Origin of the sequence: Pandoraea sp., assembly GCF_041919235.1 — a bacterium.
Lineage (GTDB): Bacteria > Pseudomonadota > Gammaproteobacteria > Burkholderiales > Burkholderiaceae > Pandoraea.
Map to the genome: position 1 here is coordinate 1 of NZ_JAYRUC010000023.1, position 20,633 is coordinate 20,633.

Annotated in this window: 34 protein-coding genes; 32 read left to right on the plus strand and 2 right to left on the minus strand. The window is 59.7% G+C overall.

The annotated features are described in order from the left end of the window. The 32 genes from tuf to dsbD all read left to right on the plus strand — a co-directional run. Nucleotides 1–953, plus strand: a 953-nt coding sequence (tuf, locus tag ACE3UG_RS17500) for an elongation factor Tu (RefSeq protein ID WP_374626208.1), incomplete at its 5' end; no start/stop codon positions are given. 114 nt (nt 954–1,067) lie between these two features. Continuing rightward, nucleotides 1,068–1,379 (plus strand): 30S ribosomal protein S10, encoded by a 312-nt coding sequence (rpsJ, locus tag ACE3UG_RS17505; RefSeq protein ID WP_010804138.1) that lies wholly within the window; start codon nt 1,068–1,070, stop codon nt 1,377–1,379. A 205-nt stretch (nt 1,380–1,584) separates the two neighbouring features. Beyond that, a complete protein-coding gene (gene rplC / locus ACE3UG_RS17510; protein WP_150613589.1) occupies nt 1,585–2,241 on the plus strand; it encodes a 50S ribosomal protein L3 in 657 nt (218 codons plus the stop codon). Between the two features lie 2 nt (nt 2,242–2,243). Beyond that, nucleotides 2,244–2,864, plus strand: coding sequence for a 50S ribosomal protein L4 (gene rplD, locus ACE3UG_RS17515; protein WP_374626212.1), 621 nt, complete (start codon nt 2,244–2,246; stop codon nt 2,862–2,864). Beyond that, nucleotides 2,861–3,175, plus strand: a complete 315-nt coding sequence (rplW, locus tag ACE3UG_RS17520; protein WP_374626214.1) for a 50S ribosomal protein L23 — start codon at nt 2,861–2,863, stop codon at nt 3,173–3,175. The genes rplD and rplW overlap by 4 nt, the downstream gene beginning before the upstream one ends. A gap of 2 nt (nt 3,176–3,177) precedes the next feature. Then, nucleotides 3,178–4,005: a 50S ribosomal protein L2 gene (gene rplB, locus ACE3UG_RS17525; RefSeq protein ID WP_017235799.1), complete on the plus strand. Its 828-nt coding sequence runs from the start codon at nt 3,178–3,180 to the stop codon at nt 4,003–4,005. Nucleotides 4,006–4,018: 13 nt separating this feature from the next. After that, nucleotides 4,019–4,294 carry a 30S ribosomal protein S19 gene (gene rpsS / locus ACE3UG_RS17530; protein WP_374626216.1) on the plus strand — a complete coding sequence of 92 codons (276 nt, stop codon included), beginning with the start codon at nt 4,019–4,021 and terminating at the stop codon, nt 4,292–4,294. Between the two features lie 10 nt (nt 4,295–4,304). Continuing rightward, nucleotides 4,305–4,634, plus strand: a complete 330-nt coding sequence (gene rplV / locus ACE3UG_RS17535; protein WP_039374941.1) for a 50S ribosomal protein L22 — start codon at nt 4,305–4,307, stop codon at nt 4,632–4,634. Nucleotides 4,635–4,643: 9 nt separating this feature from the next. Continuing rightward, nucleotides 4,644–5,447 (plus strand): 30S ribosomal protein S3, encoded by an 804-nt coding sequence (gene rpsC / locus ACE3UG_RS17540; protein WP_374626219.1) that lies wholly within the window; start codon nt 4,644–4,646, stop codon nt 5,445–5,447. 2 nt (nt 5,448–5,449) lie between these two features. Further along, complete coding sequence (gene rplP, locus ACE3UG_RS17545; protein WP_010804130.1) at nt 5,450–5,866, plus strand: 50S ribosomal protein L16; 417 nt, start codon at nt 5,450–5,452, stop codon at nt 5,864–5,866. 14 nt (nt 5,867–5,880) lie between these two features. Next, entirely contained in the window at nt 5,881–6,075 is a 195-nt protein-coding gene (gene rpmC / locus ACE3UG_RS17550; protein WP_010804129.1) for a 50S ribosomal protein L29, read from the plus strand. Further along, nucleotides 6,072–6,344 carry a 30S ribosomal protein S17 gene (rpsQ, locus tag ACE3UG_RS17555; RefSeq protein ID WP_374626222.1) on the plus strand — a complete coding sequence of 91 codons (273 nt, stop codon included), beginning with the start codon at nt 6,072–6,074 and terminating at the stop codon, nt 6,342–6,344. Before rpmC ends, rpsQ begins: the two co-directional genes overlap by 4 nt. 265 nt (nt 6,345–6,609) lie before the next feature. Next, nucleotides 6,610–6,978, plus strand: a complete 369-nt coding sequence (rplN, locus tag ACE3UG_RS17560) for a 50S ribosomal protein L14 (protein WP_010804127.1) — start codon at nt 6,610–6,612, stop codon at nt 6,976–6,978. Between the two features lie 11 nt (nt 6,979–6,989). Next, nucleotides 6,990–7,298 (plus strand): 50S ribosomal protein L24, encoded by a 309-nt coding sequence (gene rplX, locus ACE3UG_RS17565; RefSeq protein ID WP_374626224.1) that lies wholly within the window; start codon nt 6,990–6,992, stop codon nt 7,296–7,298. A 19-nt stretch (nt 7,299–7,317) separates the two neighbouring features. Continuing rightward, nucleotides 7,318–7,857, plus strand: coding sequence for a 50S ribosomal protein L5 (rplE, locus tag ACE3UG_RS17570; protein ID WP_374626226.1), 540 nt, complete (start codon nt 7,318–7,320; stop codon nt 7,855–7,857). A gap of 7 nt (nt 7,858–7,864) precedes the next feature. Continuing rightward, on the plus strand, nt 7,865–8,170 hold the full coding sequence (gene rpsN / locus ACE3UG_RS17575) for a 30S ribosomal protein S14 (protein WP_017235792.1): 306 nt from the start codon (nt 7,865–7,867) through the stop codon (nt 8,168–8,170). A 13-nt stretch (nt 8,171–8,183) separates the two neighbouring features. After that, nucleotides 8,184–8,579 carry a 30S ribosomal protein S8 gene (gene rpsH / locus ACE3UG_RS17580; protein ID WP_374626228.1) on the plus strand — a complete coding sequence of 132 codons (396 nt, stop codon included), beginning with the start codon at nt 8,184–8,186 and terminating at the stop codon, nt 8,577–8,579. A gap of 15 nt (nt 8,580–8,594) precedes the next feature. Further along, the gene (gene rplF / locus ACE3UG_RS17585; RefSeq protein ID WP_374626231.1) at nt 8,595–9,128 is read left to right on the plus strand and encodes a 50S ribosomal protein L6; all 534 of its coding nucleotides are present in this window, start codon (nt 8,595–8,597) and stop codon (nt 9,126–9,128) included. 11 nt (nt 9,129–9,139) lie between these two features. Further along, a complete protein-coding gene (rplR, locus tag ACE3UG_RS17590; RefSeq protein WP_374626234.1) occupies nt 9,140–9,505 on the plus strand; it encodes a 50S ribosomal protein L18 in 366 nt (121 codons plus the stop codon). Between the two features lie 13 nt (nt 9,506–9,518). Then, the gene (gene rpsE, locus ACE3UG_RS17595) at nt 9,519–10,037 is read left to right on the plus strand and encodes a 30S ribosomal protein S5 (RefSeq protein ID WP_010804120.1); all 519 of its coding nucleotides are present in this window, start codon (nt 9,519–9,521) and stop codon (nt 10,035–10,037) included. An 11-nt stretch (nt 10,038–10,048) separates the two neighbouring features. After that, entirely contained in the window at nt 10,049–10,231 is a 183-nt protein-coding gene (gene rpmD, locus ACE3UG_RS17600) for a 50S ribosomal protein L30 (protein ID WP_374626237.1), read from the plus strand. Between the two features lie 11 nt (nt 10,232–10,242). Further along, nucleotides 10,243–10,677, plus strand: coding sequence for a 50S ribosomal protein L15 (rplO, locus tag ACE3UG_RS17605; RefSeq protein WP_374626239.1), 435 nt, complete (start codon nt 10,243–10,245; stop codon nt 10,675–10,677). Between the two features lie 23 nt (nt 10,678–10,700). Further along, nucleotides 10,701–12,038 carry a preprotein translocase subunit SecY gene (secY, locus tag ACE3UG_RS17610; RefSeq protein ID WP_374626241.1) on the plus strand — a complete coding sequence of 446 codons (1,338 nt, stop codon included), beginning with the start codon at nt 10,701–10,703 and terminating at the stop codon, nt 12,036–12,038. Between the two features lie 9 nt (nt 12,039–12,047). Beyond that, nucleotides 12,048–12,266: a translation initiation factor IF-1 gene (gene infA / locus ACE3UG_RS17615; protein ID WP_007869286.1), complete on the plus strand. Its 219-nt coding sequence runs from the start codon at nt 12,048–12,050 to the stop codon at nt 12,264–12,266. 19 nt (nt 12,267–12,285) lie between these two features. Next, the gene (rpmJ, locus tag ACE3UG_RS17620; RefSeq protein WP_010804115.1) at nt 12,286–12,402 is read left to right on the plus strand and encodes a 50S ribosomal protein L36; all 117 of its coding nucleotides are present in this window, start codon (nt 12,286–12,288) and stop codon (nt 12,400–12,402) included. A gap of 35 nt (nt 12,403–12,437) precedes the next feature. Beyond that, the gene (rpsM, locus tag ACE3UG_RS17625) at nt 12,438–12,803 is read left to right on the plus strand and encodes a 30S ribosomal protein S13 (RefSeq protein WP_017235786.1); all 366 of its coding nucleotides are present in this window, start codon (nt 12,438–12,440) and stop codon (nt 12,801–12,803) included. A gap of 17 nt (nt 12,804–12,820) precedes the next feature. Beyond that, complete coding sequence (gene rpsK / locus ACE3UG_RS17630; protein WP_010804113.1) at nt 12,821–13,225, plus strand: 30S ribosomal protein S11; 405 nt, start codon at nt 12,821–12,823, stop codon at nt 13,223–13,225. Nucleotides 13,226–13,377: 152 nt separating this feature from the next. Further along, a complete protein-coding gene (gene rpsD, locus ACE3UG_RS17635) occupies nt 13,378–14,001 on the plus strand; it encodes a 30S ribosomal protein S4 (protein ID WP_374626246.1) in 624 nt (207 codons plus the stop codon). Nucleotides 14,002–14,104: 103 nt separating this feature from the next. After that, the gene (locus ACE3UG_RS17640) at nt 14,105–15,082 is read left to right on the plus strand and encodes a DNA-directed RNA polymerase subunit alpha (protein ID WP_374626248.1); all 978 of its coding nucleotides are present in this window, start codon (nt 14,105–14,107) and stop codon (nt 15,080–15,082) included. Nucleotides 15,083–15,237: 155 nt separating this feature from the next. Next, complete coding sequence (rplQ, locus tag ACE3UG_RS17645; protein ID WP_150590313.1) at nt 15,238–15,630, plus strand: 50S ribosomal protein L17; 393 nt, start codon at nt 15,238–15,240, stop codon at nt 15,628–15,630. Nucleotides 15,631–15,822: 192 nt separating this feature from the next. Beyond that, complete coding sequence (gene cutA, locus ACE3UG_RS17650) at nt 15,823–16,155, plus strand: divalent-cation tolerance protein CutA (RefSeq protein ID WP_374626251.1); 333 nt, start codon at nt 15,823–15,825, stop codon at nt 16,153–16,155. Beyond that, a complete protein-coding gene (dsbD, locus tag ACE3UG_RS17655; RefSeq protein WP_374626253.1) occupies nt 16,148–18,136 on the plus strand; it encodes a protein-disulfide reductase DsbD in 1,989 nt (662 codons plus the stop codon). The genes cutA and dsbD overlap by 8 nt, the downstream gene beginning before the upstream one ends. A 231-nt stretch (nt 18,137–18,367) precedes the next feature. Here dsbD and hemB read toward each other — a convergent pair whose 3' ends face one another. Together hemB and yihA are read right to left on the minus strand one after the other, a co-directional pair. Beyond that, the gene (hemB, locus tag ACE3UG_RS17660) at nt 18,368–19,366 is read right to left on the minus strand and encodes a porphobilinogen synthase (RefSeq protein ID WP_374626255.1); all 999 of its coding nucleotides are present in this window, start codon (nt 19,364–19,366) and stop codon (nt 18,368–18,370) included. A 474-nt stretch (nt 19,367–19,840) separates the two neighbouring features. Next, nucleotides 19,841–20,509 carry a ribosome biogenesis GTP-binding protein YihA/YsxC gene (gene yihA, locus ACE3UG_RS17665; protein WP_374626257.1) on the minus strand — a complete coding sequence of 223 codons (669 nt, stop codon included), beginning with the start codon at nt 20,507–20,509 and terminating at the stop codon, nt 19,841–19,843. Nucleotides 20,510–20,633 lie beyond the last annotated feature (124 nt).

The window sequence follows — 20,633 nt, forward strand, 5'->3', positions numbered from 1 at the left end:
CCGACTACGTCAAGAACATGATTACCGGTGCTGCCCAGATGGACGGCGCGATTCTGGTTTGCTCGGCAGCCGACGGCCCGATGCCGCAAACGCGCGAGCACATCCTGCTGGCGCGTCAGGTTGGCGTGCCGTACATCATCGTGTTCCTGAACAAGTGCGACATGGTCGACGACGCCGAGCTGCTCGAGCTGGTCGAAATGGAAGTTCGCGAACTCCTGTCGAAGTACGACTTCCCGGGCGACGATCTGCCGATCATCAAGGGTTCGGCCAAGCTGGCGCTGGAAGGCGACAAGGGCGAACTCGGCGAAGTGGCCATCATGGCCCTGGCTGACGCCCTCGACACGTACATCCCGACGCCGGAGCGCGCCGTGGACGGCACGTTCCTGATGCCGGTGGAAGACGTGTTCTCGATCTCGGGTCGCGGTACCGTTGTGACCGGTCGTATCGAGCGCGGCGTGATCAAGGTCGGCGAAGAAATCGAAATCGTCGGTATCGCCATGGACGGCGACAAGCCGAAGATCGACAAGACGACCTGCACGGGCGTCGAAATGTTCCGCAAGCTGCTCGACCAAGGTCAAGCAGGCGACAACGTCGGTATTCTGCTGCGCGGCACGAAGCGTGAAGATGTTCAGCGTGGTCAGGTTCTGGCCAAGCCGGGTTCGATCAAGCCGCACCGCAAGTTCTCGGGTGAGGTCTACATCCTGTCGAAGGACGAAGGCGGCCGTCACACCCCGTTCTTCAACAACTACCGTCCGCAGTTCTACTTCCGTACGACGGACGTGACGGGCTCGATCTCGCTGCCGGAAGGCAAGGAGATGGTCATGCCCGGCGACAACGTGTCGATCAGCGTTGAACTGATTCAGCCGATCGCCATGGAAGAAGGTCTGCGTTTTGCAATCCGCGAAGGTGGCCGTACCGTCGGCGCCGGTGTGGTTGCCAAGATCGAAGCGTAATGATGTTTTGACGGACAGCGGGTGCGCTTGCGCACTCGCTGCCGAAGCGGTGTTTGCTCTTTGTGATTGACCCGGCACCCGAACGAGGGCTGCCACGCTCTTTGGAGAATTTCCATGCAGAACCAAAAGATTCGCATCCGCCTGAAGGCGTTCGACTACCGCCTGATCGACCAGTCGGCGGCCGAAATCGTTGAAACCGCCAAGCGTACCGGCGCGATCGTCAAGGGCCCGGTGCCCCTGCCGACCCGCATCGAGCGTTTCGACATCCTGCGCTCGCCGCACGTCAACAAGACCTCGCGCGATCAGCTCGAAATTCGCACGCACCAACGTCTGATGGACATCGTCGATCCGACGGACAAGACGGTCGACGCACTGATGAAGCTGGATCTGCCGGCTGGCGTCGATGTCGAGATCAAGCTGCAGTAAGGCTTGTGAGCGACTTTTCGCTCGAAAGCCCCGCCAATGCTGACTCGGCGGGGCTTTCGTTATGCGATTTGGCAGTACTTGTCAAGCGGTAAAAGTCCGTCTATAATGGCGGGCTCAAGCGTAGTTTTGAAAAGATGGCCCACGTCCGTGGACCATCCTTTTGTCATTTAGCCCCGGCCAATCGCAGTCGGGAATGGAGAAAATCATGAGCCTTGGCCTTGTCGGTCGCAAGGTTGGCATGACGCGTATTTTCACGGACGACGGCGATTCGATTCCCGTTACCGTGCTCGACGTGTCTAACAACCGCGTGACGCAAATCAAGACGGATGAAACGGACGGCTACACCGCCGTTCAAGTCACTTTCGGTAAGCGTCGCGCCACGCGTGTGACGAAAGCCGCCGCCGGTCACTACGCGAAAGCGGGTGTTGAAGCCGGTGAAATCCTCAAGGAATTCCGCGTCGATGCTGCCAAAGCTGCTGAACTGCAGCCGGGCGCAGCCGTTGGCGTCGATCTGTTCCAGGTAGGCCAGAAGGTCGACGTGCAAGGCGTGTCGATCGGTAAGGGCTACGCCGGTACCATCAAGCGCTACAACTTCGCTTCGGGCCGCGCTTCGCACGGTAACTCGCGTTCGCACAACGTGCCGGGTTCGATCGGTATGGCACAAGATCCGGGCCGTGTGTTCCCGGGTAAGCGCATGACGGGTCACCTGGGCGACGTCACCACGACGGTGCAGAATCTCGAAATCGCGCGCATTGACGCTGAACGTGGCCTGATCTTCGTGAAGGGTGCCGTTCCGGGCGCCAACGAAGGCAAGGTTTTCGTGACCACGGCAGTCAAGGCCAAACTCGCGAAGGGAGCGTAACAATGGAACTGAAGCTCCTGAATGAGCAAGGTCAGGAAGGCGCAGGGGTCAACGCGTCGGACGTCGTGTTCGGCCGTGACTACAACGAAGCGCTGATCCATCAGGTTGTGGTGGCTTATCAAGCCAACGCTCGCAGCGGCAACCGTGCGCAGAAGGACCGCGAACAGGTCAAGCACACGACCAAGAAGCCGTGGCGTCAGAAGGGTACGGGCCGTGCTCGTGCCGGTATGTCGTCGAGCCCGTTGTGGCGCGGCGGTGGCCGTATCTTCCCGAATTCGCCGGAAGAGAACTTCACCCACAAGGTCAACAAGAAGATGTACCGCGCCGGCGTGTGCTCGATTCTGTCGCAGCTCGCCCGCGAAGGTCGTCTGTCGGTCGTCGAGGACATCAAGCTGGATGCGCCGAAGACCAAACTGCTCGCTGAGAAGATCAAGGCCATGGGTCTTGAATCGGTGCTGCTGATTACGGATAGCGTGGACGAGAACCTGTTCCTGGCCTCGCGCAATCTGACTCATGTCGCCGTCACCGAGCCGCGTTTCGCCGACCCGTTGTCGCTCATCTACTTCAAGAAGGTGCTGCTGACGAAGGGCGCGATCGCCAAGATTGAGGAGATGCTGTCATGAGCGACGTGCGTAAAAACGACCATCGTCTGTACAAGGTCCTGCTCGCGCCGGTGATCTCCGAAAAGGCGACGCTGGTGGCCGACAAGAACGAACAAGTGGTGTTCCAGGTTGCACGCGACGCGAACAAGCAAGAAGTGAAGGCTGCCGTTGAGCTTCTCTTCAAGGTCGAAGTCGAGTCGGTGCAAATTCTGAACCGCAAGGGCAAGCAAAAGCGCTTTGGCCGTTTCATGGGGCGTCGCGACCATGAGAAGAAGGCCTACGTTAGCCTGAAGCCGGGTCAGGAAATCAATTTTGAAGCGGAGGCCAAGTAATCATGGCACTCGTCAAAACGAAACCGACGTCGCCGGGCCGCCGTTCGCTGGTCAAGGTCGTCAACAAAGATCTGCACAAGGGCAAGCCGTTCGCCCCGCTGCTCGATACCAAGAGCAAGACCGCTGGCCGTAACAACAACGGTCACATCACCACCCGTCATATGGGTGGCGGTCACAAGCAGCACTACCGTATCGTCGATTTCCGTCGCAATAAAGACGGCATCACGGCGAAGGTCGAGCGTCTGGAATACGATCCGAACCGCAGCGCGAACATCGCCCTGCTGTGCTACGCCGATGGCGAGCGTCGTTACATCCTTGCACCGAAGGGCATGACCGTCGGCCAGCAAGTGGTGAGCGGCTCGGAAGCGCCGATCAAGTCCGGCAACACGCTGCCGATCCGCAACATTCCGGTCGGTACCACGATCCACGGCATCGAACTGCTGCCGGGCAAGGGGGCGCAAATCGCCCGTGCCGCCGGTACGTCGGCAATGCTGCTGGCTCGCGAAGGCACGTACGCTCAGGTGCGTCTGCGTTCGGGTGAAGTTCGTCGCGTGCACATCGAGTGCCGTGCCACCATCGGTGAAGTCGGTAACGAAGAGCACAGCCTGCGCCAATTGGGCAAGGCCGGTGCGAAGCGTTGGCGCGGTATTCGCCCGACCGTTCGCGGTGTGGCGATGAACCCGGTGGATCACCCGCACGGTGGTGGTGAAGGGCGTACGGCGGCTGGTCGTCATCCGGTCAGCCCGTGGGGTCAGCATACCAAGGGTAAGCGTACCCGCTCGACCAAGCGCACCGACAGCATGATCGTTCAGCGTCGCAAAAAGCGTTAATTGGAGCTAGCAAATGACTCGTTCTGTTAAAAAAGGTCCGTTTTGCGACGCTCATCTGCTGAAAAAAGTGGAAGCGGCGGCTGCATCGCGTGACAAGAAGCCGATCAAGACCTGGTCGCGTCGTTCGACCGTTCTGCCCGAATTCATCGGTCTGACGATCGCTGTGCATAACGGCCGTCAACACGTGCCCGTGTACGTGACGGAAAACATGGTCGGCCACAAGCTGGGTGAGTTTGCGCTCACCCGTACCTTCAAGGGCCATGCGGCCGACAAGAAGGCGAAGAAATAAGGGGCCGACCATGGAAGTGAAAGCAATTCATCGCGGTGCACGTATCTCGGCGCAAAAGACGCGTCTGGTCGCTGACCAGATCCGCGGTCTGCCGCTGGAGCGTGCGCTCAATGTCCTGACCTTCTCGCCGAAGAAGGCCGCGGTCATCATCAAGAAGGTGCTCGAGTCGGCCATCGCCAACGCCGAGCACAATGAAGGTGCTGACATCGACGAACTGCGCGTCAAGGGCATTTTTGTCGACAAGGGCACCTCGCTCAAGCGTTTCACGGCGCGTGCTAAAGGCCGTGGTAACAAGATCGAGAAGCAAACCTGTCACATCACTGTGACGCTGGGCAACTAAGGGGTCACGATGGGACAGAAAATTCATCCGACTGGCTTCCGTCTGGCGGTCAGTCGTAACTGGGCTTCGCGTTGGTACGCCAACAATCAGAATTTCGCGCAGATGCTGAAGGAAGACATCGGCGTTCGCGAATATTTGAAGAAGAAGCTGAAGAACGCTTCGGTGGGTCGTGTCATTATCGAACGTCCGGCCAAGAACGCTCGTATTACGATTTTCAGCTCGCGTCCGGGGGTTGTGATCGGCAAGAAGGGCGAGGACATCGAAATCCTCAAGGCCGAGCTGCAAAAGCGCATGGGCGTGCCCGTGCACGTGAACATCGAGGAAATCCGCAAGCCGGAAACCGATGCGCAGCTCATCGCCGATTCGATCGCGCAGCAACTCGAGCGCCGTATCATGTTCCGTCGCGCCATGAAGCGTGCGATGCAGAACGCGATGCGTCTGGGTGCCCAAGGCATCAAGATCATGAGCTCGGGCCGTCTGAACGGTATCGAAATCGCCCGTACCGAGTGGTACCGCGAAGGCCGTGTGCCGCTGCATACGCTGCGTGCTGACATCGACTACGCAACTGCGGAAGCGAAGACGACGTACGGCATCATCGGTATCAAGGTGTGGGTGTACAAGGGTGACACGCTGGGCCGCAACGACGCTCCGGTGGCTGAAGAGCCGGCCGAAGAAAAGCGTCCGCGCCGCAACGCGCGTCCGGGCGATCGCCGTCCCCGTCGTGACGATGCTGGCGACAAGGCCGGCGCGAAGCGCGGTGGTGCACGCCGCCCGGCTGGCAAGCCTGAAGGCGACGCCAAGACTGGAGAATAATCATGCTGCAACCGAAACGCAGAAAGTATCGCAAAGAGCAGAAGGGCCGTAACACTGGCGTTGCCACCCGTGGCAATGAAGTGTCGTTCGGCGAATTCGGCCTGAAGGCGGTCGGTCGTGGACGTCTGACGGCTCGTCAAATCGAAGCCGCGCGTCGTGCCATGACTCGCCATATCAAGCGCGGTGGCCGTATCTGGATCCGTATCTTCCCGGACAAGCCGATTTCGCAAAAGCCGGCAGAAGTGCGTATGGGTAACGGTAAGGGTAACCCGGAGTACTACGTCGCCGAGATTCAACCGGGCAAGATGCTGTACGAAATGGACGGTGTGGATGAAGCGCTGGCGCGCGAGGCGTTCCGCCTGGCTGCTGCCAAGCTGCCGATTCAGACGACGTTCTTCGTACGTCGCCTTGGCGCCTGAGGGGAGAATTTGAAATGAAAGCATCCGAACTTCGTGCCAAGGATGTCGACGGCCTCAACAAGGAACTGTCGGATCTGCTGAAGGCCCAATTCGGTCTTCGCATGCAAGCGGGCACCCAACAGCTGAGCAATACCAGCCAGCTGAAGAAGGTGCGCAAGGACATCGCGCGTGTGCGTACCGTGTTGACTGAGAAGGCGAGCCAGAAATGAACGATACCGCTAAGACCTCGCTGAAGCGTACCCTCGTGGGTAAGGTTGTCAGCGACAAGATGGACAAGACGGTGACCGTGCTGATCGAGCGTCAAATGAAGCATCCGCTCTACGGCAAGTACATCGTGCGCTCGAAGAAGTACCACGCGCACGATGAGGCTAACCAGTACAAGGAAGGCGACATGGTCGAGATTCAAGAATCCCGTCCGCTGTCGAAGACCAAGGCCTGGACGGTCTCCCGTCTCGTGGAAGCCGCCCGCATCATCTAAAGCGCGCTGAAGCGAAGGCTTGACTTGCAAGTCCGGAATTATCGTTGTATAATTCCGGACTTTCCGCTTCTTTCGCTAAAACCGGTCTTTGGTTTCGCAAGGGAGTGGATGGCTTCCGAAGCCGATTCGTATCCTCTACGAGTCAGGTTGAGGTAGCAAGGTTGTCCACTTTTGAACGACTCAACCCAAACAGCACTCTTTGGTGCTGACGGGGACCAAGACTGACCGACGCCTATGTGTCGGATTAAGTTGGGAAGATAACACCATGATTCAAACTGAAACCCGGCTCGAAGTAGCCGACAACACCGGTGCGCGTGAAGTGATGTGCATCAAGGTGCTGGGCGGCTCCAAGCGTCGCTACGCCGGCATTGGCGACATCATCAAGGTCAGCGTGAAGGATGCTGCTCCGCGTGGTCGCGTCAAGAAGGGCGAAATCTACAACGCAGTGGTCGTGCGCACCGCCAAGGGCGTGCGTCGCCAGGACGGCTCGCTGGTCAAATTCGACGGCAACGCCGCCGTGCTGCTTAACACCAAGCTTGAGCCGATCGGCACCCGTATCTTCGGGCCGGTTACGCGGGAACTGCGTACCGAACGCTTCATGAAGATCGTGTCGCTGGCCCCGGAAGTGCTGTAAGGAGCCGACACATGAACAAGATTCGTAAGGGTGACCAAGTCATCGTGCTGACGGGTAAGGACAAGGCCAAGTGTGGCACGGTCCTGGCCGTTGATGGCGACAAGTTGGTCGTCGAGGGCGTGAACGTTGCCAAGAAGCACGTCAAGCCGAACCCGATGAAGGGTACGCAAGGTGGCGTGGTCGACAAGACGATGCCGATCCACGTGTCGAACGTGGCGCTGGTGGATGCCAATGGCAAGCCGTCGCGCGTCGGCATCAAGGTCGAAGACGGCAAGAAGGTCCGCTTCCTCAAGACGACCGGTACGGTCGTCGGTGCCTAAGTCGCAGGGAGTATAGATAATGGCCCGTTTGCAAGAATTCTATAAGGACAAAGTTGTTGCCGATCTGACTAAACAGTTCGGTTACAAGTCTGTCATGGAAGTGCCGCGCATCACCAAGATCACCCTGAACATGGGCCTTGGTCAAGCCGTCGCTGACAAGAAGATCATTGAACACGCCGTTGGCGACCTGACGAAGATTGCCGGTCAAAAGCCGGTGGTGACGAAGGCTCGCAAGGCTATCGCCGGTTTCAAGATCCGCGAAGGTTACCCGATCGGTACGATGGTGACGCTGCGCGGCGAGCGTATGTTCGAATTCCTGGATCGTTTCATCACCGTGGCCCTGCCGCGCGTGCGTGACTTCCGCGGTATTTCGGGTCGTGCGTTCGACGGTCGTGGCAACTACAACATCGGTGTGAAGGAACAGATCATCTTCCCCGAAATCGAGTACGACAAAATCGACGCGCTGCGTGGTCTGAACATCAGCATCACCACGACCGCGAAGACTGACGAAGAAGCCAAGGCTCTTCTGTCGGCGTTCAAATTCCCGTTCCGTAACTGAGGTAATCGTGGCTAAACTGGCACTTATCGAACGCGAAAAGAAACGCGCCCGTCTGGCGCAGAAATTTTCTGCCAAGCGCGCCGCCCTCAAAGCGACCATCGAAGACACCAGCAAGTCGGAAGACGAGCGTTATGAAGCACGCCTGGCGCTGCAACAGCTGCCGCGTAACGCCAACCCGACGCGTCAACGCAATCGTTGCGACCTGACCGGCCGTCCGCGCGGTACCTTCCGCAAATTCGGCCTGGCCCGTAACAAGATCCGTGAAATCGCCTTCCGTGGCGAAATCCCGGGCGTGACCAAAGCAAGCTGGTAATAGGAGAAGCACCATGAGCATGAGCGATCCTATCGCCGATATGCTGACTCGCATCCGCAACGCTCAGATGGTTGAGAAAGCATCGGTGAAGATGCCCTCGTCCAAGCTGAAAGTCTCGATCGCCAAGGTCCTCAAGGACGAAGGCTACATCGACGACTTCGCGGTTGAAGCAGAAGAAACGAAGCCGGTGCTGAACATTGCACTGAAGTACTACGCTGGCCGTCCTGTGATTGAGCGCCTTGAGCGCGTGTCGCGTCCGGGTCTGCGTGTGTACAAGAGCCGCAACGACATTCCGCAGGTCATGAACGGCCTCGGCGTTGCTATCGTCTCGACCCCGAAGGGCGTGATGACCGATCGCAAAGCACGCGCCACTGGCGTGGGCGGCGAAGTCATCTGCTACGTGGCCTAACCGAGGAGAGTTGAAATGTCTCGAGTAGGTAAGAGTCCCATTGCACTGCCGAAGGGTGTTGAAGCAACGCTGGCTGGCAATGTGCTGACGATCAAGGGCGCCCTGGGTTCACTGACCCGCGGCATCAACCCCCTGGTGATCGTCAAGATCGATGACGGCACCGTCACCTTCGCACCGGCCGACGAAAGCCGCGAAGCGAATGCGCTGTATGGTACCGAACGTGCACTGGTCGCCAACATGGTGACGGGTGTGAGCAAGGGTTTCGAAAAGAAGCTGCAACTCGTTGGCGTGGGTTACCGTGCCAAGGCTGAGGGTAACAACCTGAAGCTCGAGCTGGGTTTCTCGCACGATGTTGTGCATGCCATGCCGGAAGGCGTGAAGGCCGAAACTCCCACGCAGACTGAGATCATCATCAAAGGCGTTGATAAGCAACGCATCGGACAAGTGGCTGCGGAAGTTCGCGGTTACCGTCCGCCCGAGCCTTACAAGGGCAAGGGTGTCCGCTATGCGGACGAGACGGTGATCCTCAAGGAAACCAAGAAGAAGTAAGGGTGCGAAACATGGACAAGAAAACATCTCGTGTGCGCCGCGCTCGCCAGACTCGTATCAAGCTGGCAGCGCAGAAGGTGCATCGCCTTTCCGTGCATCGCACCAACGTGCACATCTACGCGCAAGTTTTTTCGGAAGACGGCACGCAAGTGCTGGCCAGCGCTTCGACGCTGGAAGCCGAAGTGCGCAAAGAACTGGGCGACAAGGAAGGCAAGGGCGGCAACGCTGCTGCTGCTGCGTTGATCGGTCGCCGTATCGCCGAGAAGGCGAAGGCTGCCGGCATCGAAAGCGTGGCTTTCGACCGCTCGGGCTTCCGCTATCACGGTCGCGTCAAGGCTCTGGCCGACGCTGCCCGTGAAGCCGGCCTCAAGTTCTAAGTAAGGATCCGTCATGGCAAAGATGCAAGCGAAAGTTCAGGCTGACGAACGCGACGACGGCCTTCGCGAGAAGATGATCGCGGTCAACCGTGTCACGAAGGTTGTGAAGGGTGGCCGTATTCTCGGATTTGCCGCGTTGACCGTGGTTGGTGACGGCGATGGCCGCATCGGCATGGGCAAAGGCAAGGCGAAGGAAGTCCCGGTTGCCGTTCAAAAGGCAATGGAACAAGCCCGCCGCAATATGTTCAAGGTGCCTTTGAAGAACGGCACCCTGCAACACAACGTTCTCGGCCAGCATGGCGCCTCGCGCGTCCTGATGTCGCCGGCGAAGGACGGTACCGGCGTGATTGCCGGTGGCCCGATGCGCGCGGTGTTCGAGGTGATGGGCGTGACCAACGTGGTGACGAAGAGCCTGGGCTCGACGAATCCGTACAACCTGGTCCGCGCCACGCTCGATGGCCTGAAGAAACAATCGACTCCTGCTGACATCGCCGCCAAGCGTGGCAAGTCGGTGGAAGAGATCCTCGGCTAAGGGTGATCAATATGTCGCAGCAAACTGTGAAAGTTAAGCTGGTCAAGAGCCTGATCGGTACGCGTGAAGAACATCGCGCGACCGTCAAGGGTCTGGGCCTGCGTCGCCTCAATTCGGTCAGCGAGTTGCAGGATACGCCCGCTGTGCGGGGCATGATCCACAAGGTTTCGTACCTTGTGAAGATCGTTGACTGAGCGAGGGCAAAATGGAATTGAATTCGATTAAGCCGGCAGAAGGCGCCAAGCACGCCAAGCGCCGCGTTGGCCGTGGCATCGGTTCGGGTCTGGGTAAAACCGCCGGCCGTGGTCACAAGGGTCAGAAGTCGCGTTCGGGCGGCTTCCACAAGGTGGGCTTCGAAGGCGGTCAAATGCCGCTGCAACGTCGTCTGCCGAAGCGTGGCTTCAAGTCGCTGACGCGTCGTTTCGTGGGCGAAGTTCGCCTGTCGGACCTGAACAACCTGCCGGTCGACGAGATCGATCTGTTGGTTCTGAAGCAGGCCGGTCTGGTGAGCGAGCTGTCGCTGTCGGCCAAGATCATCGCCTCGGGCGAGATCAGCCGCAAGGTTGTCGTGAAGGGTCTGGGTGTCACCAAGGGTGCGCTCACGGCAATTCAGGCGGCCGGCGGTTCGGTCGCTGAGTAAGTTAGGACATCCCGGAGCCAGCATTGGCCAAGTCTCCTAATCTCGCTAAGCCTGGTACGCAGGGCCCGAAGTATGCGGATCTGCGCCGGCGGCTGGTTTTCCTGCTGCTGGCGTTGATCGTCTACCGAATTGGTGCGCATATCCCGGTACCGGGCATCGACCCCGATCAGCTGGCGCAGTTGTTCCAGCGCCAGTCGGGCGGGATCCTGGGCATGTTCAACATGTTCTCGGGTGGTGCGTTGTCGCGTTTCACGATCTTCGCACTGGGGATCATGCCGTACATTTCGGCGTCGATCATCATGCAGTTGCTGGCGATGGTTTCGCCGCAGTTGGAAGCGTTGCGCAAGGAAGGCCAGGCCGGACAGCGCAAGATCACGCAGTACACCCGGTATTTCACGGTGGTGCTTGCGCTCTTCCAGGCAGCGGCGATCGCAGTGACGTTGGAGAGCGAGCCGGGACTCGTCGTCGATCCAGGCATGCTGTTCCGTCTGACGACGGTCATCACGCTCGTGACCGGCACGATGTTCCTGATGTGGCTCGGTGAGCAGATCACCGAACGCGGCCTCGGTAACGGTATTTCGATCATCATCTTTGGTGGTATCGCTGCCGGTTTGCCAAACGCTGTGGGCGGTCTGTTCGAGCTCGTCAGCACCGGTTCGATTGGTCCGTTCTCGGCCATCGTGATCTGTGCCCTCGTGGTGCTCGTGACGTTCTTCGTCGTGTTCGTCGAACGGGGTCAGCGCAAGATCCTCGTGAACTATGCCAAACGGCAGGTCGGCAACAAGGTGTACGGTGGTCAGGCATCCCACCTGCCGCTCAAGCTGAACATGGCAGGCGTGATTCCGCCGATCTTTGCATCGTCGATCATCCTGTTCCCGGCAACGATCGCGAATTGGTTTGGCGCTGGTGACAGTACGCGCTGGCTCAAGGACATCGCGGCAAAATTGTCGCCGGGTCAGCCGATTTACGTGATGCTCTACGCACTGGCGATCGTGTTCTTCTGCTTTTTCTACACCGCTCTGGTGTTCAACAGCAAGGAGACGGCCGAGAACCTGAAGAAGAGCGGTGCGTTTGTGCCGGGTATCCGTCCGGGCGACCAGACGGCAAGGTATATCGACAAGATCCTGACACGCCTGACGCTCGCCGGCGCAGCTTACGTCACCCTGGTGTGTTTGCTGCCTGAGTTCCTGGTGTTGCGCTGGAATGTCCCGTTCTACTTCGGTGGAACCTCACTGCTGATTATCGTGGTGGTGACGATGGACTTCATGGCGCAGGTGCAGTCGTATGTGATGTCGCAACAGTATGAATCGCTGCTTCGTAAGGCGAATTTCAAGGGCGGCAATAACATGACGGTTCGCTGATCTGGGATCATGTCGAAAGACGACGTAATTCAAATGCAGGGTGAGGTCGTTGAAAACCTCCCCAATGCCACCTTCCGGGTAAAGCTGGAAAATGGCCATGTAGTACTCGGACATATTTCCGGCAAGATGCGGATGCATTACATCCGCATCCTTCCCGGAGATAAGGTGACGGTAGAGTTGACGCCCTACGATCTGTCGCGTGCGCGGATCGTCTTCCGGGCGAAGTGATTAGAGAGAGGGAATTGTCATGAAAGTTTTGGCATCGGTTAAGTGCATCTGCCGTAATTGCAAGTTTGTGAAGCGCAAAGGCGTGCTGCGCGTGATCTGCAGTTCGGATCCGCGTCACAAGCAACGTCAGGGCTAATCGGCCTTTAACGCTATTTAGTTGGGGAATTACGAATGGCTCGTATCGCAGGGGTTAACATCCCGAACCACCAGCACACCGCAATCGGCCTGACGGCCATTTACGGTGTCGGCCGCACGCGCGCTCGCCAGATTTGCGACGCCGCCGGTGTGCCGTTCTCGAAGAAGGTCAAAGACCTCGACGACGCTGATCTCGAAAAGCTGCGTGATCAAGTCGGTCAACTGACGGTCGAAGGCGACCTGCGCCGTGAAGTGACCATGAATATCAAGCGCCTGATGGATCTGGGCTGCTATCGTGGTATGCGTCACCGCAAGGGCTTGCCGCTTCGCGGTCAGCGCACCCGTACCAATGCGCGTACCCGCAAGGGCCCGCGTAAGGCCGGCGTCTCGCTGAAGAAGTAACCAGAGGATAGGAACTCATGGCTAAGCAACAGAACAACGCCGCTTCGCAGCGCGTTCGCAAGAAGGTCAAGAAGAGCGTTGCAGAAGGCGTCGTGCACGTCCACGCTTCGTTCAACAACACCATCATTACGATCACCGATCGTCAGGGCAACGCGCTTGCATGGGCGACCTCGGGTGGCCAGGGCTTCAAGGGTTCGCGCAAATCGACCCCGTTCGCTGCCCAGGTTGCTGCCGAGTCGGCTGGCCGTGTGGCACTGGAATACGGCGTGAAGAACCTGGAAGTTCGCATCAAGGGCCCGGGCCCGGGTCGCGAATCTGCGGTTCGTGCACTGAATGCGCTGGGCATCAAGATCACGGCCATCTCGGACGTGACGCCGGTCCCGCACAACGGTTGCCGCCCGCCGAAGCGTCGTCGTATCTAAGACGCAGAAGCAAATCCTGCTATAATCGCGGGTTCGCGCACGACCTTGGTCGTGCGCGTAGCAATTTCTAAGACCACCGTCCGGTACATCGGTGCCGGACTTGCGTGGTGGACAAAGTCCGCCGCGTCAGATTTTGAGATAAAGGAACAACCGTGGCACGTTATATCGGCCCGAAGGCCAAACTCTCCCGTCGTGAAGGTACTGACCTTTTCCTGAAGAGCGCACGTCGCTCGCTCGCCGACAAGTGCAAGCTGGATAGCAAGCCGGGTCAACATGGCCGTACGTCGGGTGCTCGTACGTCGGACTATGGCAACCAGCTGCGCGAAAAGCAGAAGGTCAAGCGTATCTACGGCGTGCTTGAGCGTCAGTTCCGTCGCTATTTCGCGGAAGCCGACCGCGTCAAGGGCAACACGGGTGAGAACCTGCTGCAGCTGCTTGAGTCGCGCCTGGACAACGTCGTGTACCGCATGGGCTTTGGCTCGACGCGCGCTGAAGCGCGCCAGCTGGTCGGCCATAAGGCGATCGTGCTGAATGGGGTTGTGTCCAACATCCCGTCGATCAAGGTCAAGGCCGGTGACGTGATCACCGTGCGTGATTCGGCCAAGAAGCAAGTGCGTATTCAAGAAGCGCTGTCGCTGGCCGAGCAAGTCGGTTTCCCGATCTGGGTTTCGGTTGACGCCAAGAAGATGGAAGGCACTTTCAAGGCACTGCCGGAACGTAGCGATATCGCGGGCGACATCAACGAAAGCCTGATCGTCGAATTGTATTCGCGTTAATCCGTATGCTGACGCGCCTCACGGCGCGTTTTTGCGTTCCGTGCAGGTTGTCACCCATCAGCCTTATCGGTGTAACGAGCCGAGGGTATTGAAAAGGAAACCTATGCAAACCAGTTTGTTGAAGCCCAAGATCATTGCGGTTGAGCCGGTCGGTGAGCATCACGCCAAAGTCGTGATGGAGCCGTTCGAACGTGGCTACGGCCACACCTTGGGTAACGCGCTTCGCCGCGTGCTGTTGTCGTCGATGCCGGGCTATGCCCCGACCGAAGTGACGATCGCCGGCGTTGTGCATGAATACTCCACCATCGATGGTGTTCAGGAAGACGTCGTCAACCTCCTTCTGAACCTGAAAGGTGTGGTGTTCAAGCTGCATAACCGTGACGAAGTCACCGTTACGCTGCGCAAGGAAGGTGAAGGTGTGGTGCGCGCTTCGGATATCGAAGTGCCGCATGACGTGGAACTGATCAATCCGGACCACGTGGTTGCGCATCTGGCCAAGGGCGGTAAGCTCGACGTCCAGATCAAGGTCGAGAAGGGTCGTGGTTATGTCCCGGGTAACGTGCGTCGTTACGGCGACGATTCGGCCAAGGTGATCGGCCGTGTCGTTCTCGATGCGTCGTTCTCGCCGGTCAAGCGTGTGAGCTATGCGGTCGAATCGGCCCGTGTGGAGCAACGTACGGACCTGGACAAGCTCGTGATGAACATCGAAACCAACGGTGTGGTGTCGCCGGAAGAAGCGATCCGTCAATCGGCTCGCATCCTCGTCGACCAACTGTCGGTGTTCGCCGCGCTGGAAGGTACGGAAGCCGCCAGCGAAGCGCCGTCGCGTGCGCCGCAGATCGATCCGATCCTGCTGCGTCCGGTGGACGATCTCGAGTTGACGGTGCGTTCGGCCAACTGCTTGAAGGCCGAAAACATCTATTACATCGGCGATCTGATCCAGCGTACCGAGAACGAATTGCTCAAGACCCCGAATCTGGGTCGCAAGTCGCTCAACGAGATCAAGGAAGTGCTCGCCTCGCGTGGTCTCACGCTCGGCATGAAGCTCGAAAACTGGCCGCCGGCCGGTCTCGAGAAGTAATGTGTGGTGACATGGCCGCCCTCGGGCGGCCATGTGGCTACGTAAGTGCGGCGCGTCGGAGGGTTCCGATACGGCCGATAGCGAAGGTACCGGCCCGCGGTGTTTGTCACCGATAGAAGAGCTTGGTCGAAAACTCTGTTTAAAGGAAAGTTGAAATGCGTCACCGTCATGGTCTTCGTAAACTGAACCGTACCAGCAGCCACCGTCTGGCAATGCTGCGCAACATGTCGAACTCGTTGATCCAACACGAAGCGATCAAGACCACGCTGCCGAAGGCCAAGGAGCTGCGTAAGGTCGTTGAGCCCCTCATCACGCTCGGCAAGAAGGACTCGGTTGCCAATCGCCGTCTGGCATTCAACCGCCTGCGTGATCGTGACATGGTCACGAAGCTGTTCAACGAACTCGGCCCGCGTTTTGCCAACCGTCCGGGTGGCTACCTGCGCATCTTGAAGATGGGTTTCCGCGTGGGCGATAACGCACCGATGGCTTTCGTCGAACTGCTGGATCGTCCGGAAGTCGACACGGAAGCGCCGGAAGTCGCTGAGTAAGCGATTCGCGCAACGGCCGATTCAAGGCCGTCAGCCGTCAGAAGAAGCCAGGTCGACGACCTGGCTTTTTTCTTTTAGGGTGTTGTCCGACGCAGGATTGGCCTCGCTCTGGAAATGACGGCCGATTGCCCATGTTTCGCGGTGTCGGTGTACAGTGAGCGATCCTCACGCCTGAACGGTACAGCGCATATCATGGATGCCCTTCTTATCGTCATGACAACGTTTCCCGACGAGTCCAGCGCCGAAGCTGCCATCGACGGCATGCTGACCGAGCGGCTCGCGGCGTGCGTGCAACAAATGCCGCCCGTGCGTTCAAGTTATCGTTGGCAAGGCAAGCGCGAGACGAGCGTGGAGGTGCCGCTCATGATCAAGACCACTGCCGCGCGTTATAGCGCGCTTGAGCAATACATCAAAGAACATCATCCTTACGACACGCCCGAGATCGTTGCATGGCCCGCGTCGGCCGCGTTGCCTGCCTACGGGCGCTGGGTCGAGAACGAGACGCGGGGGAAATTGCATGTCTGAAGTGAAGGCGATGACGCAACAGGCGATCGCGAAAGCCAGTGTCGGCGCGCCGGCGTCGATACGACATCGAGCCTTGCAGATCGGGTCGTTCGCGCTAATGGCCGTGGCCGTGGTGCTTTCGCTGCTGGCGGGACACGCCCGTGCCGCCGACGACTTTCTCGATCCGGACGCGGCCTTCAAGGTATCGAAGACAGAGCAACCGGGCGAAGTGGTGCTGCATTTCGACGTTGCCAAAGGCTATTACCTATATCGTGAGCGGTTTGCCTTCGCACCCGACAATCCCGGCGTCACGCTCGGTACGCCGGTATTTCCGAAGGGAGAAGTCAAACACGATGAAACCTTCGGCAAAGACATGGAGGTGTATCACGAGCCCATCGATGTCCGCGTGCCCGTCAGCGGGGCCCGTGCTCCGTTCACGCTGAACGTCACCATGCAGGGCTGCGCGGAAAAAGGGCTGTGCTATCCCCCGATGGACAAGCCGCTGAAGATTTCCGCGGCCGCCATTGGCGGCGCACCCGGCGGGAATTCGAGCGCCGTGCCCCCCTCCGGGTTAGCGGCACAAGCATTGCTCGGTGGCAATCCGCCATCGCCGAGGGGCGCGGCTGATAGCGCGGCCGCGCCGGCCTCGCCATCTGCCAGCACAGCCCGCGGATGGCTATCGGCACGAGAGGACTACAGCGAGGCCGAGCGCATTCTCTCCGGGGGCAGCTTCGCGCTGGCCCTGGCAATTTTCTTCGTGCTGGGTGTCGCGCTCGCGTTCACGCCGTGTGTGTTGCCGATGGTGCCGATTCTCCTGTCGATTGTCGCGGGGCAGGGGGCAGGCCGAAGCAAGGCCATTCGCCTGGCGATTGCCTATGTGCTTGGCATGGCGCTGGTGAATACCGTCATTGGCGTCGCCGCGGGATTGTTGGGGCAGGGTCTCATCGCCTTCCTGCAGGCACCGTGGGTGCTGGTCCTGTTTGCGCTGCTGATGGTCATGCTGTCGCTGTCGATGTTCGGGATGTATGAAATCCAGTTACCGTCGGCATTGCGTGCTCGAATCGACGATGCCGCCCGCAAACAGAAGTCCGGTCAGTGGATCGGTGCGGCCATGATGGGCATTCTGTCGGGGCTGATCGTCAGCCCCTGTGTGACCGCCCCGCTGGCGGCCGCGCTCGCCTTCATTGCAAAGACAGGTGATGCGGTCTTTGGTGGCGCGACGCTCTTTGCATTGTCCCTTGGCATGGGATTGCCGCTCGTGATCCTTGCCGGCGGTGGCGGCGCGTTGCTACCGCGCGCCGGGGCATGGATGGACGGCGTGAAGCGTTTCTTCGGCTTCCTGCTCCTCGGCGTGGCACTGTGGATCGTGCGGCCGTTGCTGGCGACACCTGTCTTGTTGCTGGGATGGGGCATCCTGCTGTTGGTCGCGGCCACATTCGCGCGCGCGTTCGACGACCTGCCCGATGACGCGCGCGGTGCACGACGCCTTCTCAAGGGACTCGGCGTTGCCGGTGCCCTGCTTGGCGCTGTGGCGCTCGTCGGCGCAGCGGCTGGCGCGCGAGATCCGCTGGCCCCCCTTGCCGGGTTGACAACGGCAGTGTCGGGGAACGCCAACGGCAGCGCTTCAGTGTCCGAGGGCATCGGGTTTCGGCGGGTGCGAAGCGTTGCGGAGCTCGACCAAGCGATTGCGACGGCCGGGCGTCCAGTGATGTTCGATTTCTACGCGGACTGGTGCATTAGCTGCAAGGAAATGGAGCGATTCGTCTTCACGGATCCGCGTGTGAAGGCGCGCCTCGATCGGATGGTGCTGCTGCAGGCCGACGTCACGGCCAACAATGCAGACGATCAGGCGTTGCTCAAGCGCTTCGGGCTGTTCGGCCCACCAGGCATCGTTTTCTTCGACGGCGATGGCAAAGAGGTGCCGGGTACGCGCGTGATCGGCGCACAGTCGGCGGACCAGTTCCTGCGCAGCCTGGACAAGGCCTTCGGCCCCGGCGCCTGAGCTTGAACGGAGATCCGCCGCAGGCTCGCACGGCCTGATGCAGACGTTGCGGACGATGCCGACAATGTGGGCCTGCGCCGGAGTCCATCCTCGATGCAAAAACGGCCAGCCTGGATCAGGCCGGCCGTTTTCATGTTTGAGACAAGGCGCTGGCTGGGCGCGGACGCCATAGCTACCGCGATGCCACGACCTGCTCCATCCCGCGCGCCGATCTCAACGTTTGCGTACCGCTCAGGCTTGTGCGCGGATCAGGCGCGCCGCGTCGAGCGCGAAGTACGTCAGGATGCCATCGGCACCAGCGCGCTTGAAGGCAAGCAGCGACTCCATCATGACCTTGTCGTGATCGAGCCAGCCGTTTTGCGCGGCGGCCTTGAGCATCGCATACTCGCCGCTGACTTGATACGCGTACGTGGGGAAGCGGAACTCGTCCTTGACGCGGCGCACGATATCCAGATACGGCATGCCGGGCTTGACCATCACCATGTCGGCACCCTCCTCGATGTCGAGCGCCACTTCACGCAGCGCTTCGTCCGAGTTGGCAGGGTCCATCTGGTACGTCATCTTGTTGCCTTTGCCCAGGTTGGATGCCGAACCGACGGCGTCGCGGAACGGACCATAGAAGGCGGACGCGTATTTGGCCGCATACGCCATGATCCGCGTGTGGATATGACCTCCAGCTTCGAGGGCTTCACGAATCGCGCCGATGCGCCCGTCCATCATGTCGGACGGTGCGACGATGTCCACCCCAGCGTCTGCCTGCGTGAGGGCCTGCTTCACGAGTATGCTGGTCGTCAGGTCGTTGATGACATATCCGTGTTCGTCGAGTACGCCATCCTGACCGTGGCTCGTGTACGGGTCGAGGGCAACGTCGGTCAATACGCCGAGATCGGGGAAGTTGCGCTTGATTTCACGTACGGCGCGGGGAATCAGACCGTCGGGATTTGTCGCTTCGATGCCGTCAGGGGTCTTGAGGGATGTCTCGATGTTCGGGAACAACGAGATGACGGGGATGCCGAGCGTGACGCAGGTGTCGGCTACGCGCAGCAGTTCGTCGACCGAGACGCGTTCGACGCCAGGCATCGACTCGACGGGTTCGCGACGATGTTCGCCTTCGAGCACGAACACGGGATAAATGAGGTCGTCGCAAGTCAGGCGATTTTCGCGCATCAGACGGCGCGAGAAGTCATCGCGTCGCATGCGGCGCGGGCGAAGCAAGGGGTAGGAACTCATGCGATCGGTCCTTTGGACGAAGAATGGCGCGTCGAACCTTCCCGTGATATCGGTCGTGCGGACGTCCCGAATACGCGGCGTCGTTGCGGCTGGGGCAACGTTTCCGTCAGCGGGAAGGTGCGCAAAAAGCGGCACTTGCCGGGAAACTTTCGAACGCATGGTATATCATACCAACCGGATGTTCGCACTGCGTGCGAGGTCCCCCGCTTCTCCTCCCTGAGCGGGCGCCTGTCGTTCTACGATAAGGCTTATTTGAACCCGCCGTGCCTACACGGCGGTTTTTTTATGTGCGCGCGAATCGTCGCGACAAGCCTCGGAGGGCCGCGCCCTCAGGCGGATTCGAGCCCCCTCGTCCGTTCGGACGAGGGGGGCTTCACCGCTGTCTTCTGGTGCATACGCCCGATTCACCACAATTTCATGAAACGCCGCCGCCGCTTGCCGCGACGATTTGCCGCGCCCAATCTCCAGGCTGCGTCACTTCTTTGCCGTGCCGCGTGCCGGAATGGCGAGCCAGTCTTCGAGCCTTTGTTGTGCGGCATCGACACCGGTGCGATCGAGCGACGAGAACAACTGGGCGGTGAATTGCGGCGGGGTCGCGGGATCGTCGGACGGCAGACCGTCGGTGCGCGCCAAGCTCGACAGGCGCTTTTGCGTCTCGCGCAGCACGATCGTCGATTGCTGGCGTGTGAGCTTGTCGACCTTGGTCAGCAATACATGAATGGGACGTCCCGTTGGCAAGAACCAGTCGATCAACTTGCAATCGAGATCCGTAAACGGTCGACGGGAGTCCATCAAGAGAACGAGGCCGCGCAACTGCGGACGCTGCACCAAATATTCCCCGAGCAATTGCTGCCAGTGTACTTTCACGCCACCGCCAACTTCGGCGTAGCCGTATCCCGGCAGGTCGACGAGATAGCCGTACAGCGTGTCGAGATGCGCGATCTCGAAGTAGTTGATATGCTGCGTGCGGCCCGGCGTCTTGCTCGAGAACGCCAGCCGCTTCTGGTTGCACAGGATATTGAGCGCGCTGGACTTGCCCGCGTTCGAGCGACCCGCGAAGGCGACCTCCGGCACGGCTGTGGGGGGCAGGTCGCGCAGGTGATTGACGGTCGTAAAGAAGCGAGCTTGATGAAGTAGGGACATGGCGTACACCGGGGGAGCGCCGCAGCCACGGGAATCGGGCTGCAACGCGGGCGGAGGCACGCAAAACGGTGAGTTCGCAGCCCACCGGCGATAGCCCGGGAAGCCCCGTTCTGCGGCCTTCTAC